Source organism: Paenibacillus sp. GCM10012306 (assembly GCF_042649265.1).
In the GTDB taxonomy this organism is placed as follows: domain Bacteria; phylum Bacillota; class Bacilli; order Paenibacillales; family Paenibacillaceae; genus Paenibacillus_AQ.
On the sequence record NZ_JBHRYW010000012.1, the window covers coordinates 139,750 to 152,964 of the forward strand.

At 44.2% G+C, this 13,215-nt stretch carries 12 protein-coding genes and 1 pseudogene; 10 read left to right on the forward strand and 3 right to left on the reverse strand.

The window, feature by feature from the left end; all coding sequences use genetic code 11:
* The first annotated feature begins 160 nt into the window (after positions 1-160).
* The 3 genes from ACFORK_RS23010 to ACFORK_RS23020 all read left to right on the forward strand — a co-directional run bounded on the left by ACFORK_RS23010 (position 161) and on the right by ACFORK_RS23020 (position 3,634).
* The gene (locus ACFORK_RS23010; RefSeq protein WP_379203549.1) at positions 161-1,066 is read left to right on the forward strand and encodes an ABC transporter permease; all 906 of its coding nucleotides are present in this window, start codon (positions 161-163) and stop codon (positions 1,064-1,066) included.
* A 32-nt stretch (positions 1,067-1,098) separates the two neighbouring features.
* On the forward strand, positions 1,099-2,010 hold the full coding sequence (locus ACFORK_RS23015) for a carbohydrate ABC transporter permease (RefSeq protein WP_379203431.1): 912 nt from the start codon (positions 1,099-1,101) through the stop codon (positions 2,008-2,010).
* Between the two features lie 85 nt (positions 2,011-2,095).
* On the forward strand, positions 2,096-3,634 hold the full coding sequence (locus tag ACFORK_RS23020) for an extracellular solute-binding protein (RefSeq protein ID WP_379203433.1): 1,539 nt from the start codon (positions 2,096-2,098) through the stop codon (positions 3,632-3,634).
* 87 nt (positions 3,635-3,721) lie between these two features.
* Here the strand turns inward: ACFORK_RS23020 and ACFORK_RS23025 are convergent, their stop codons facing one another.
* Both ACFORK_RS23025 and ACFORK_RS23030 read right to left on the reverse strand, forming a co-directional pair.
* Complete coding sequence (locus ACFORK_RS23025; RefSeq protein ID WP_379203435.1) at positions 3,722-4,732, reverse strand: SGNH/GDSL hydrolase family protein; 1,011 nt, start codon at positions 4,730-4,732, stop codon at positions 3,722-3,724.
* A gap of 39 nt (positions 4,733-4,771) precedes the next feature.
* On the reverse strand, positions 4,772-5,833 hold the full coding sequence (locus ACFORK_RS23030) for a GntR family transcriptional regulator (protein ID WP_379203437.1): 1,062 nt from the start codon (positions 5,831-5,833) through the stop codon (positions 4,772-4,774).
* Between the two features lie 273 nt (positions 5,834-6,106).
* Here ACFORK_RS23030 and ACFORK_RS23035 point away from each other — a divergent pair, with 273 nt between their 5' ends.
* The 7 genes and pseudogenes from ACFORK_RS23035 (at position 6,107) to ACFORK_RS23065 (ending at position 12,325) form a co-directional block, all read left to right on the forward strand.
* Complete coding sequence (locus ACFORK_RS23035; RefSeq protein ID WP_379203439.1) at positions 6,107-7,129, forward strand: SGNH/GDSL hydrolase family protein; 1,023 nt, start codon at positions 6,107-6,109, stop codon at positions 7,127-7,129.
* Positions 7,130-7,437: 308 nt separating this feature from the next.
* Positions 7,438-8,286, forward strand: a complete 849-nt coding sequence (locus tag ACFORK_RS23040; RefSeq protein ID WP_379203441.1) for a methyl-accepting chemotaxis protein — start codon at positions 7,438-7,440, stop codon at positions 8,284-8,286.
* Between the two features lie 41 nt (positions 8,287-8,327).
* Entirely contained in the window at positions 8,328-9,176 is an 849-nt protein-coding gene (locus tag ACFORK_RS23045) for a P-loop NTPase family protein (protein ID WP_379203443.1), read from the forward strand.
* A gap of 163 nt (positions 9,177-9,339) precedes the next feature.
* The gene (locus ACFORK_RS23050) at positions 9,340-10,269 is read left to right on the forward strand and encodes an AraC family transcriptional regulator (RefSeq protein WP_379203445.1); all 930 of its coding nucleotides are present in this window, start codon (positions 9,340-9,342) and stop codon (positions 10,267-10,269) included.
* A 55-nt stretch (positions 10,270-10,324) separates the two neighbouring features.
* Positions 10,325-10,942: pseudogene (locus tag ACFORK_RS23055) on the forward strand (phosphotransferase family protein); the annotation flags it as partial.
* Positions 10,943-11,209: 267 nt separating this feature from the next.
* Positions 11,210-11,785, forward strand: coding sequence for a GNAT family N-acetyltransferase (locus ACFORK_RS23060; protein ID WP_379203551.1), 576 nt, complete (start codon positions 11,210-11,212; stop codon positions 11,783-11,785).
* 9 nt (positions 11,786-11,794) lie between these two features.
* Entirely contained in the window at positions 11,795-12,325 is a 531-nt protein-coding gene (locus ACFORK_RS23065) for a P-loop NTPase family protein (protein ID WP_379203447.1), read from the forward strand.
* A 21-nt stretch (positions 12,326-12,346) separates the two neighbouring features.
* On the opposite strand, the gene ACFORK_RS23070 is transcribed toward ACFORK_RS23065, so the two are convergent.
* Positions 12,347-13,156, reverse strand: coding sequence for a pentapeptide repeat-containing protein (locus ACFORK_RS23070; RefSeq protein WP_379203449.1), 810 nt, complete (start codon positions 13,154-13,156; stop codon positions 12,347-12,349).
* Between the last annotated feature and the right edge of the window lie 59 nt (positions 13,157-13,215).

Sequence of the window (13,215 nt, forward strand, 5' to 3'; positions counted from 1 at the left end):
GACAATACTGGAAGTTGAATTACCGCGCAATCCTTAAGTTTAGTACTCCCAGTGACACAATGAAGACTATTCCGGAATTATCTATCCACACATAATAGACACTGTCAGAACATGACCGCATCAAACAGAACAGATAGAAGGGAGTGATATATCATTGAGAATGCTGAAGGATTTATTCAAGAATCGGAACTTGTATTCGATGGCGATACCAGGAATCATCTTTCTGGTTGTCTTCTCTTACATTCCTCTGGTCGGACACCTGCTGGCGTTCAAGGACTTCCAGATCAGCAAGGGCATATGGGGTAGTGATTGGGTGGGGCTGGACAACTTTCGCTTCTTTTTCTCCAATCGGGATTGGATTCAAGTTACGGTCAATACAGTTTATTTAAATGCGCTGTTCATTATTTCCGAGCTGTTCTTTGCACTTATCATCGCGCTTCTTTTGAATGAGATTCGCCTGAAATGGTTTAAGCGTACGATCCAATCCGCCGTCTTCCTGCCTTATTTTATTTCATGGGTCGTCGTAGGGTACATGGCGTTCATTCTCTTCAACAACACGGACGGTCTGATTAACCGTGTTCTGGATATGAGTGGGCTTAACACCGTCGATTGGTACCAAACCCCATGGGTATGGCCGATTATTCTAACCTTAACACGGATCTGGAAGAGTGCCGGTTATTTCTCTATCATCTTGCTTGCTGCCATTACCGGTTTCTCCGCCGATTATTATGAGAGCGCACGCTTGGACGGAGCTACCAGGTTGCAACAGATGAGATTCATTACACTGCCATTGCTGAAGCCACAAATCATCATACTCGTACTTTTGGGGGTTGGACGAATCTTCTACGGGGATTTCGGCATGATCTACGGAATTATCGGAGATAACGGGATTCTATTCCCAACGACCGATGTCATCGATACATATTCATATCGGGCGTTAAGGCAGCTTGGCAATTTTAGCATGTCATCTGCCATCGTATTCTATCAGTCTATTATGGGGCTTATCGCCGTTGTTTCGTTTAATGCACTGGTTCGGAAAATCGATAAGGACTCTAGGTTATTTTAAATTCAGGGAATGTAAAGGGAGGTGAATTTTCTATGAATCGTCCAGTTGCTATGATTCCGTCCGCACAAATCCGCCAGAAAAGCGGTTTCCCCGATAAACTGGTGATGCTGTTGTTCGGGCTGTTTCTAATTCTATTTGCGCTGGTGTGTTTGCTTCCGTTCTGGCTGATGGTCATCAATTCGTTCGCCAGCACCCGAAGCTTGGCGCTCAACGGATACTCCATATGGCCCAATGAGTTCACGTTGGAGTCGTATCGCTTTCTCCTTCAAGGCAAGCAAATGTTTACCAGCTATGGCATCACCATTGCTGTAACCGCTATCGGAACCGTTATTGGTCTCGTTGTCACCATGTTGTTTGCTTACGTGCTGGCCCATCCGAAGAACCGATATGGCGGCTTCCTCTCGTTCATGACTTACGTGCCGATGGTATTCGGCTCGGGGCTCGTTGGCTTCTATCTTCTAGTCGTTCAGTGGCTGCATCTGAAAGATTCGCTATGGGCGCTTGTGCTCCCCTATGTCATGAATCCATTCTTTGCATTTATCTTAGTCTCGTTCTATCGCTCTCTGCCGTATGAGCTGAACGAGTCGGCTAATATTGACGGTGCTGGAGAGTGGACGATCTTCTTCAAAATTATCCGACCGATCTCAACGCCGGTTATAGCGACGATTAGTTTGTTCTATGCGCTGCAATATTGGAATGATTGGTGGCTGTCGCTTCTTTTTATTGATAATAGTGATATGTACCCGCTCCAGCTGCTTCTTCGGCAGCTTATGTCACAGATGCAGCTCACGTCGCTCAATCAAGGCAACGTACTGACACTGCCGCCAGCGGAAGGGGTCAAGCTGGCCACAATATGCCTGACCATCGGCCCGATTATATTGGTGTATCCGATGGTCCAGAAGTATTTTGTCAAAGGTCTGACCCTCGGCTCGGTGAAAGGTTGAATAAGGTCTGATATGTATTGCTGCACGTATCGTTATAGACTGGCTGGTTGCTTAATAAGATGACTATTTGAAGGGAGTAATTTATATGGCCAAATTAAAACGCAACTTCTTGGTGGTTGCATTGCTCGGAGTAGCAGTCACTTTATCCGGGTGCTCCGGCGCTGGCGGGGATGCTTCCGCTCCTAGCGATTCTGCAGGAAATGGCGGTGCATCCCTTGAACCGGTTACGTTGGAGGTTGTTATTCCAGGCGCGAAGGGGGCTAACTTCAACGAGGTACTGGCAGAAGTCAACAAGAGGCTGCAAGCCGAGATCAATACCCAGGTTAAATTTACAGTCATCGACTTTGCCGATCTAAGTCAGAAGACCAACGTGATGCTGGCTTCGGGGGAGAAGGTGGATTTGATTTTTGATGCCCCTTGGTTGCATCTGGAGACGATGGCTGCTCAGGGCTATTATGAGGAATTAAGTGGACTTCTGGATAAATACGGTTCCAATGTGAAAAAGACAAGACCGGAACAAATGTGGGATGCAAACAAAATTAACGGCAATATCTACGGCGTTCCCCTGGGAAGCGCCTATACCCAGCAGAGATCCGTCTTCATCCGGAAGGACTTGAGAGAACAACTGAACCTGCCGCCCGTGAAGACGTATGAGGATCTGAAAGCATATCTCTACGCCGTTCGTGACAGTAACTCCGGTATCACACCGCTTCTCGCAGGCGCAGACGACGTCACCTATAGTTGGGTCAACTGGTTAATTCGGGACGATACCAGCGTCAACATTCGTCCAACGAATTTTGCAGGAGCCAGCCTGATGCTGTATTACAAGGGGAATGACGGGAAGGTCTACAATTTCTTTGAAACCAAGGAGCCTAAGATCTGGTCCAACATTCAGGATGTCCGCAAGCTGTTCGTGGACAAAGTCATGTCGCAGGACGTGCTGACGAATAAAAGCGGTCCGGGGGAAATGCAGCTCCAGAACAAAGTTGCCGCCACGCCGCAAATGGTCTTTGGTGTTCCGAAATCGTATAATGACCAGTTGAAGCAGGTTGTACTTAATGGAGAGCTGGAGGCTGTTCGTCTATTCGATATGACCCCTGGTAAGAATCTTTCCAACTTTAAGATGGATAATTTCATTAGTATTGTAAAGACAAGCAAACATAAAGACCGTGCGATGATGTTCCTCGATTGGGCAAACCGGCAGGAGAATTATGATCTGCTAGAGCACGGTATTGAAGGTGTTAACTGGAAACCAGTCGGCGAGCATCAATACGAAACACTGAACAACGATGGCGGTATTGTCTCGTTTCAGCTCATACTGAACCCGACATTAGAACGGGAGTGGGTCGGCACGGACACTGAGACTCAAGAGTACAGTCAATTTATTACGCAAGCCGACAACTTCACGAAGGATGTTATGACCGGCTTTACCTTCGATCCCACTCCGGTGAAGAACGAAGTGGCCCAGTTCTCGACCATTCAAGCGAAGTATTATAGTGGATTATTTAATGGCGCGCTTGAACCGTACGACTATTTTGCCAAGTTCAAAGATGAAGGCGAAGCAGTGCTCAAGAAAATTCAGAATGAGTTGCAGAGCCAGGTAGACGCCTTCTTGGCCAAATAAAATTGTAGCTGTTCATCTGAACTACAACCCGCACAAAAAAAGGACTGATTCTTTTGAATCGGTCCTTTTGTGCGGGGATGTTATATTCTAACGACTAACGGAAAATGATGAATCGGATAGGGAACAAACTTGGCGGATCGTCTCGGCTAATTGCTCGGCCATTTGCTGATGCTTCTTGATGGAGGGGTGTCCACTGCCCCCCATGCCTTCTTCCAGTCGTTGAATGAGCGGAAATTCCACAAAATGAATGTGGGCATCGCCTTCTTCGTTGAGACTGTTTATTAGAGCCTTTAAATAGGGACTAGGATCAAGGGTCATCGGACCAATTGCACAGAATAATTCAGCAGACGGGTATCTTCCGCGAATAAAATTCGTCAATTTACGATACTGTTCCATATAATCCGAAGGCTGGATAGGCGCAGACCAATCATTGGTGCCGAGATTAATGACAATAATTTCAGGTTGGAAGAGATCCATTGCTTCTTGATCGAGATAAGGACAGATGGTTTCCATAAAATAATCCGACATGCGACCTTCCTTGCCACCGCCGAAATTCTGATAACAGCCAGTGCCCGACGCGCCCACGATCAAAGTTTCGGCATTCAAAAGTTGGCCTGTTAGCGAGCTGTAAGCAAGTGCGATATTTTCGCGTGAAGCATCGCAATCGCAGGGAATCTGAGCTTCGTTACCGAAGCCGCACGTGATCGAATCGCCGATGACGAGCAGCCGATGCGGAAGAGGCGCTGGCGGGCTCAGAAAAGTTCCGGTTTCTGTCTTCAAATCGGTAAATTTAATACTGCCAAATGCCGCTTCCGTGCGTTTCTGCAGTGTTAACGTATGAGGTGCGTCCTCAAGGTCATCTGCAAGCTGGTATAGCCTTTTTTCCGGATCTATTCTCATCACCCGGACCGGAAGATCATCGATATAGACGTTAACCCAGCTTTTTCCCTCACCGTTGATATCCTCGATTTCGGCATAAATTTCCCGCCCTTGAAAGCGCACGGTTATCGCACTTCCAGGAAGGAAACAGGAGATGCCATCCTGCTCTTGATGGAAAAGTCCGTGTCTCAAACTCAAATTCAAAAAGTCGAATTTCATAAAGTCTTACTTCCTTTCAATGATGAAATTGAGTAAACATTATGCGTAAGGGTTCTCACATGTAGACTCCCGGAGCACCAAAGAAACACCAGATAATATTTTCGAATTGCCTCCATAATTTTTGCCTTGAATAACCTGATTCAGTAAATTCGCAGCATTTCTGCCGATTTCCTCAAAGTTTTGCCGAACGGTAGACAATCCGAGCGACAGGTTACTAGAATGGTCCCAATCATCGAATCCCATAATGGATACATCCTGGGGGATGTTAACGCCGCGGTTGGTCAGTTGCTCGATCATTTCAATGGCAAGCTTGTCATTGGAGCAAAACAAAGCCGTGATATCCCGCTTCAAAATGCTGCCCGCTAGTCGGTCATAATCCATATGGGTCAATAAATGTTCATCGGTTACAGATAGCCCTGCCTGACGCATGGCGTTGGAAAACCCTGCGAACCGCTCCTGCTCGGATTGAAGGAAAAATTGAAAGCTGGCAAATTTTATTTTGGTATGCTTCAGGCGGATCAGCTCCCGGGTAGCCAAGACCGCTCCGTCGTAATTATTGCATCCGGAAAAATAGCACGGATGATCCACGTTATATCGATCAACCAACAGATAGGGGATATTGTTCTGTTCAATTAATAGGAAGTTATCCTTGCTTTGGATTGGATCGAATGGATAGATCAAGATTCCGTCGACTTTCCGGTCTAGCATTTTCTGAATGGATGCTTGTTCAACGGCCAAGTTTTCGTTGCTCCACTCCACGATTAAGGAGTAATTGAAGTCGGCGGCCACCTGTTGGGCGCCTTTGATGATTTTCATATACGACACATCGAAATTATCCTCTGCGGATAAGATGAATGCGATCAAATGACTCGAATTGTCCGCTGCTTGAACTCCATTTACAAAAGAGCCCTTCCTTTTAATGCGGGTTATTGCGCCCTCGTTGGCCAGTTCTGTCATCGCTTTTCGTACCGTTATTCCGCTTACATGAAATTGCTTCATAAGATCTTCTTCAGTGGGTAGTTTATCGCCAGGACGAAGCTTGCCAGCTTGAATCTGATGCAGCAGCGCTTGTTTAACCGTCTCGTATTTCGGCTCGTTCACAATAATTCTCCTCTATTACAGTCTGGTGGTAAAAATAGAACGACTCTCATTCTTTTTATAAAAGTATACTTTATTATTTGGTTTAAATCAAACTATTAACCTTAAAATAGATAATAAAAGTATAGTTTATCTTTTAAAACCCTCGTTTCAATTGACTTGATGTATATGTAATGATATCATAAATATAGATTTAAGATTAAATAAAGTATACTTTATTTACGTTTATTTTTGCGAAATTTCAGTAGTTTACGAGAAGCTGGAGGAGGAATTGCCTTGGAATTTAGCTTTACCAAATATGCCAGACTGATGGGGAGATTTGATCTAACCGAGAAAGAGTCTCCGAAATGCGGATGGGTTAACAGTGCTGTTTTTCTTACCTTCCGTGGTACAGCCATCTCTATGACGGCTGAGGATTCGGGCGGTCAGGATTATGTTGAAATCGTATTGGACGGTGTGGCCCGTAATTGGATTAATCTGAAGCAGGGGCTGCATGAGTACGTAATTGAACAGGGGCTATCTGATGGTGAGCACACGTTAGAAATCCATAAGCGAACGGGTATTCTAACCGGAAGTATTGTATTCCATTCTTTTTCTCTGCCTGAAGGTGGAGCCTTCCTCGCCCCACCAGCGGCAAAGCCTGTCCGGCTTGAATACTTTGGGGATTCCATTACCGATGGAGCAGGGATCGGCCATCCGCATGTGCTCGCTGAAGCTCCGGATCTTGACGACGGATACATGTCCTATGTCGGAATCAGCGCCAGAATGCTGAATGCGGAATATCACACGATGGCCGTTTGCGGAATCGGCGTTTGGCAGGACGCGATAGGAGGCAATCAAAGATTGCCGGAACATTTTTATGGAACGCTGGGTAAAGGGACAGAGCCATGGGATTTTTCCCAGTATACCCCTGATGGAGTGGTCATTAATTTGGGCCAGAATGATTATTCGACGCCAATTGATGATGAGGAGTATATAGCAGCTTATATCGAATTCATCCAAGCTATTCAAGAAAAATATAATGATCCCTATGTCTTTTGCTGTGTTGGAACGATGAATAATAACTATCTGGCCAGTGTGAATAAGGTGGTATCCTATTTCAATCAAAAAGGAAACTCGAAAGTGCTTGTGGTCGATCTAGGATTGATCCATCCAGAGGTAGAAGGGTGGGGCGGCCGATACCACCCGGGCTATCAAACGCATTACCGAATGGGGTCGGAACTTGCTGGTTTTATTTCCGCCAAGACTGGCTGGGAGCTGCTTAAGCGCCCATTGATCGCAACAGAATGTGTATTTTAAAATCAGTGAGCAAGAGACCTATATAAAAGTTAAGAGTGTCTGAACCTGTCATGGGTCAGGCACTCTTTTGCGTAAAATACACGCTTCTCAATATTATCCCACCATTTAAGAAGCCCTTATAATCATGGATTTCTTAAAAAAGAGTCTTTTTAGGTCACTACTCTCTGTATTTACCTCCATCTCATACCGATAATGTATAAATATATTATTAATAAAATTTGTTCTATATTCGGCTATATGGGCAATATTGGGATTGTTTATTATGATCTTATAATTCAGATTACAACAAATAACTGGGGGAAATAGCGATGAGTGTTGATCAAGGAATCATGTTTACAGCTATGGAACAATCACTTGCGATGATTGCTTTTGATACCTACGGAAAAGTGCTATGGGCGAACCCTATTTTCGCAGAAGTAATGGAACATGCAGTGGATGCTTTGCCAGGGATGCAGCATAGTAGTTTTTGTCCTCCTGAATTTGCAAGGAGCCAGGAATATGCAGACTTTTGGGGTAATCTACGCAATGGAGTAGCCTTTCATGACAAGGTACAGCGGGTGACACGAAGTGGAAGAGTACTCTGGCTGGAGGCTTTTTACACACCGGTATTAGATGAAGAAGGGCGCGTACAAAATGTGGTCAAAATTGCTACAGACATTACGGCCCGCCAACAGGTGCTGGTGGATAGTTCAAGTGAATTTATGTCGGTTGTTACGGCAATGACTGCACGGACGAATGAAGTGCATCATGCCTCACAAGGTATCGTTAATGATATAGAAGTTCTTAATAAAGAGTCACAGGTTGTGAAAAACAACGTGGAAACGATAAGCTCTGTAGCTGCTTTAGTCAAAGAGATCGCCACTCAATCGCATATGCTTGGACTGAATGCGGCTATTGAGGCGGCCCGGGCGAATGAATATGGGCGTGGTTTTGCTGTAATTGCTGAGGAAGTTCGCAAAATGGCGAATACCAGCAAAAATTCAGCGAATGAAATTTCTAATCAGCTAGATGAGATTTTGAAATCGTTATCTGTTATGATGAATATGGTAAATAATGTGACTGAGAAGATAGGGAATAACTGCGACTCTATTAACCAACTCAAAGATTCCTATGAGCATATTGTTCAGACTGCTGAGAAGCTCTCAGCTATTGTTTGATGATTATAAATGCATAAGTAAGAGTGCGAGGAGGTGATTCTATGAAACCAAAAGTAGTTTTCATTGAAGGTTTACCCGGCTCAGGGAAAACAACAACGGCCAGGCTTATTCAAGAAATTCTTATGGAGATGAATGTGAAGTCCCAGCTTTTTTTGGAGGGGGATTTGGATCATCCGGCAGATTATGATGGTGTGGCCTTCTTTGAGAATAACCAATGGGATGAATTATTGAGCACCAATGAAGAGTATAGAGCGTTACTGAGCCGTCATGGGATTCAACAGGGTGACGATGGTGTTTTTCTGGAATATCGCAAGTTAAAGAATACATACGGATCTGACTTCCCTGACGAGCTATTCAACATCGTGTTCCGAAATGATGTATACGAGTTGCCGCTAGAACCACATAAGAAGCTGATTGCAAAGCGATGGAAGTCTTTTGTGGACAATGTTCTGGGTGTATCGGATACCTTTGTGTTTGATTGTTGTTTTATTCAAAACCCTGTGACAATGGGGATGATTAAGTACGGCGCTGAGAAAGAAGAGGTTATAAGTTATGTTACGGACCTGAGTACCATCGTAGATCGTCTGGATCCATTGCTGATTTACGTGGAGCAGGATGACTTGGAGCATTCGTTCCGCAAGGCGATTCAGGAAAGACCGAAAGAATGGTCTACAGGATTTGTTGAATATTATACCAACCAAGGCTTTGGGCTGAAGAATGGATATAAGGAATTGGAAGGTACGCTACAGGTTTTAAAGGCAAGGCGTGAATGGGAGGAAGACATATTTAATAGATTACCTATCGCCAAGCACAAGGTGAATAACTCTTCGTATGCGATAGATCAATACAAGCAAGTGTTGGCGGGGATTGTATCGCAATATTTTAGATAACAGGCACAGAGTGACTTTTATTCGCTGCAGTGCAAGCTAGCTCTTACCTGCGCATAAGCTGTGGGGCAAGGGCTATTTTGTATATTGTAAATACGATGAAGCAAAAAAGGAGAAGTGGGACCATTATGAGAGTAAAGAGAGCGCAGAGCTCCGAACTAATCGTATGAGGGATAATGAGCAAGATAGAATGGACCATGTCGTTCAATATATCAAGGAGAACAGCCATAAGAAGCTCAATCTGGAGCTATTGGCGGGTGTTTCGCATTTGTCGAAGTATCATTTTTCGAGAATATTTACAGCCAAAATCGGTATGACCCCGGTGGCATTTGTAAATCGAGAACGCTTACATAAAGCTGTTCAGTTGCTGGCTGAGGGCAGCCATAAGACGATTCTGGAAATCTCAATTCAGTGTGGGTTTGAGTCGGTATCGACGTTCAATACGCTCTTCAAAAGACATTATGGGCAAACGCCAAGCGAAGTTCGTAGTCGTGCCAGGAAGAATAGCAATTATTCAGTAATCCTTAGCAATAAGCAGGCAGAATTACCTCCTGTGCAAAGATACAATAACCATAACACTGGTAATCAACTACTCAAGAGGGTTTGGGATAACATGATCACTACTCGTGTATTGCCGGGATATGAGGTGGCGTATGTTAGGCATGTCGGGAGCTATCTGGATACGCGGGATGCATGGGATAAGCTGGGGCAATGGGCAAGTGAACAAGGACTGGTACCAGGACAGCACTCTTTTATCGGCATATCTTTAGATGACTCGATTTTCATAGATGAAATGGCCTGCCGGTACGATGCCTGTGTCACATTACCCAGCGGATTTAAGCAGCAGCACGGACATGCCCTGCACATCCAATTCCAGACGTTATCTGGTGGACTGTATGCGGTATATCCCTACTACGATACTGTAGAAAAGTTTGTGCTGGCTTATCAAAATGTGTTTAGCCTCTGGTTGCCTAATAGCCAGTATGAGGTCGACGATCGCCCCTGCCTGGAGTTCTGTCTGAATGATCCTGCACAGGACCCGGAAGGGAAGGTGAAGGTTGAATTATACGTTCCGATAAAGCAAGCTACGAGCTGAATTTAATCCTTATATAAGGAAGGGAGGATCAACGTTGGGAAGCCTGATTACTGCTGTGAATTGGATTGAAAAAGAGGACACGCTAGATGCTCTCTTGAATCAGGTAGAGACACTTAGCAAGCAGCCTTTAAAGCAGGGGTTTGAAGCCGAGGTTCTACGAATACATATTGATCAAGAGGACTTTGTCTTAAAGATATGGAGCAAGGAGTCCAAACCGGATGTAGGTGCTCAGTACCATTTGCTTAAAATCCTTCATGAACGGGGAATCGCTGTTTCCAGGCCAATAGGTTGGGGCATCGATTCCGCTGGGGATCAGGCGTTGTTAACGACCTTTGATGGGACGCCTATTGAAAAAGTGAATGACAAGACTACAACTGAGGTGGCTGGATTATTATCCAGGTTGCACGAAGTCGATGTTTCTGAGCAGGGAGAGGCAGCGGGTCTTATTCCTAAGTATGATTTTCTCAATTATTTTTTCCCCGGGGCCAGTGAATTCCCAGATCTCTATGACACGGCAGTTTCCCTCATTCCATTGACCCACATGAAGCAGGATCGGATTATACATGGTGATTTTCATTCTAATAATATCCTGGAGAACAACGGACGATATACCATCATTGACTGGACGAATGGACAACTGGGGGACCCTAGATATGATTTTGCATGGACTTATGTTCTGCAGAAAATCTACTTGTTGCAGTCCCGTGCAGAGGCGTTTCGTTCAGCTTATCTATCCGATAAGGAGATTCCCAGAGGAGAGCTGGATGCCTTTGAAGCACTAGCTTGTCTGCGCTGGATTTTACTTAGCAGAAGGAATGGAGTTCCTAAAGGACGGGGAACAGCTGAGAAAGTCCGGAAGTTGATAGATAACAACCCATTTCTGAAAGAACGGGAGTTTAGTGATTTTTCTACACAGATAATCATTGAAAAGGGTGACGGAATGAACCTTGAGGCGGTTCTTGAACAATTTCCTGTGCTGAAGTCCGATGAATTGACACTAAAGAAGATAGAAGATGTCCACGTGGACGATGTTTTTGGAATCTACAGCAATGATAAGGTGTTTGAATACTGCGGCATCCTCCCCAAGCATAACAAAAACACGGTGAGCAACATGATCGGGCATTTTGCCAGAGATTTTCACAAGCGATCAAAGATCAAGTGGGGGATCTTCGCTAATGCGGAGCCTGAGCGCTTGCTGGGAATTATTGAAGCCTTCGATTTTAATCAGAAGGTGAATATGGTGACGATTGGTTACTTTTTGGATGAGGCCCATTGGGGCAAGGGTATTGCCAGCGCTGCGGTGAAGCTGTTAGTGCAATTTCTGTTTGAGGATGTCAACGTGAACAGAATTCAGGCAGAAGTGATGCCCAGGAATGATTCATCCAAGAAAGTTTTGGTGAAGAATGGCTTCTTGAAAGAGGGTACGCTTAGACAGGCAAGCCTGTGGGCGGGGAAAGGGATTGTGGATTTGGAGATTTACAGTATTTTAAAGGAAGATTATGTAGCAACAATCTAAGGAGACCCTATGAAAAAGGTTCTAATCATTGGGATTGTAGCTAGTGGTAAAACTACATTAGCCAAGCAATTATCTGAAAAAATGAATATTCCTTGGTATGAGCTGGATTCTATTGTTCATCATCAGACAGCAGAGGGGCGAATTAAACGTACAGCGCATCAGCAGCTTGAAGTGATCATGGATATTGATAAAGACGGACATTGGATATTCGAAGGAACGGATCGTGAATCCTATCAATGTCTATATGAGATGGCAGACACCATTATATTTCTGGATACACCGCTATGGAAGCGCAGAATTAGAATACTCGTACGCTTCCTTAAGCAAAATCTCGGTTTAGAAAAATGTCATTATAAACCTGATCTTAAGATGTTAAAAATGATGTATAAATGGACGAGGGATTTTGAGCGTAATAGAGACTGCTTTGAAGCCAAGCTACATTTGTTTCAAGATAAAGTTATCAGATTATACGATAATAAAAAACTTGAACTTAAAATAAAGGCCAACCAGAAAAGGGTTACGCTATGCTCTCGCCGGTAGGTGGGGGCTATTTGATTTTTATCAAGAAGATAACCAATGGGCAGGAACGTTTAAATAATGAGGTAACCGGGTATCTTTATTTCCTTTTGCCGAGTTAACTTGAGCTTGTGTCAAAAAAATACTTCCCGTGAGATTAGCGCCTGATAATTCAGCATCTCTTAAGTCTGCACCAATAAAATCTACCTTCCGCAAGTCGGCATCCCGCAAATTGGCTGCGATTAATAATGCCCCTCTGAAATTCGATCCTCGCAGGTGAGCCCCTCTTAAATTGGCCCCTAAAAAATCCTTCCGTGGCTTATTTTTCTTATGACTTTGAATATAGTCCTTTCGAATAAATTCGCTTGTGGCAAGTAATAACTGATTTACAGTTTCTCGATGAGCAGGTATGTCTAATTTGAGAATATCTTCGGGATCAAGATTGGATAGAGACTCAATTGTATTGAACGTGTTCTGCAGTTCATTGCGGATCGAGATCGTTTCTTCTAATTCTAGCGCTTGATTTAGGTAGAAAAGCATCTCATGCAATTGTTGGACGATTGGAAATACTGCAAACATGGTCTTTGAGGATGCTGGATTCTCTCTCCAACCTGTTCCTTTGAAGATTTTTTGTGAGACCTGTTGTCCCGCACCAAAACATTCATAAGCAACACAACCGTTAAAACCTCGGTCTCTCAGCTGCTCATGAATGCTACAACGGTGATCTGAACCCATGTTGCGACAAGGAGTGCCGCTATCTTTATCAAAAGCAAAATCTGCTGATTTGGCATACGGCAAAGCCACACAACATAACCCAAAACAATGTTCACAGTCAGACTGTAGTCTACTATTCATACAACACTTCCTAAATTAAATTGGAATATTATACGGACAATAATATAGATCCATATTTT

What these genes read in the sequence shown, in the direction of transcription:
- ACFORK_RS23045 (WP_379203443.1), top strand. Translation starts at nt 8,328, where the DNA reads ATGAAACCAAAAGTAGTTTTCATTGAAGGTTTACCCGGCTCAGGGAAA.
- ACFORK_RS23050 (WP_379203445.1), top strand. Translation starts at nt 9,340, where the DNA reads ATGAGGGATAATGAGCAAGATAGAATGGACCATGTCGTTCAATATATC.
- ACFORK_RS23025 (WP_379203435.1), bottom strand. Translation starts at nt 4,732, where the DNA reads ATGAAATTCGACTTTTTGAATTTGAGTTTGAGACACGGACTTTTCCAT.
- ACFORK_RS23015 (WP_379203431.1), top strand. Translation starts at nt 1,099, where the DNA reads ATGAATCGTCCAGTTGCTATGATTCCGTCCGCACAAATCCGCCAGAAA.
- ACFORK_RS23040 (WP_379203441.1), top strand. Translation starts at nt 7,438, where the DNA reads ATGAGTGTTGATCAAGGAATCATGTTTACAGCTATGGAACAATCACTT.
- ACFORK_RS23065 (WP_379203447.1), top strand. Translation starts at nt 11,795, where the DNA reads ATGAAAAAGGTTCTAATCATTGGGATTGTAGCTAGTGGTAAAACTACA.
- ACFORK_RS23010 (WP_379203549.1), top strand. Translation starts at nt 161, where the DNA reads ATGCTGAAGGATTTATTCAAGAATCGGAACTTGTATTCGATGGCGATA.
- ACFORK_RS23020 (WP_379203433.1), top strand. Translation starts at nt 2,096, where the DNA reads ATGGCCAAATTAAAACGCAACTTCTTGGTGGTTGCATTGCTCGGAGTA.
- ACFORK_RS23060 (WP_379203551.1), top strand. Translation starts at nt 11,210, where the DNA reads ATGAACCTTGAGGCGGTTCTTGAACAATTTCCTGTGCTGAAGTCCGAT.
- ACFORK_RS23070 (WP_379203449.1), bottom strand. Translation starts at nt 13,156, where the DNA reads ATGAATAGTAGACTACAGTCTGACTGTGAACATTGTTTTGGGTTATGT.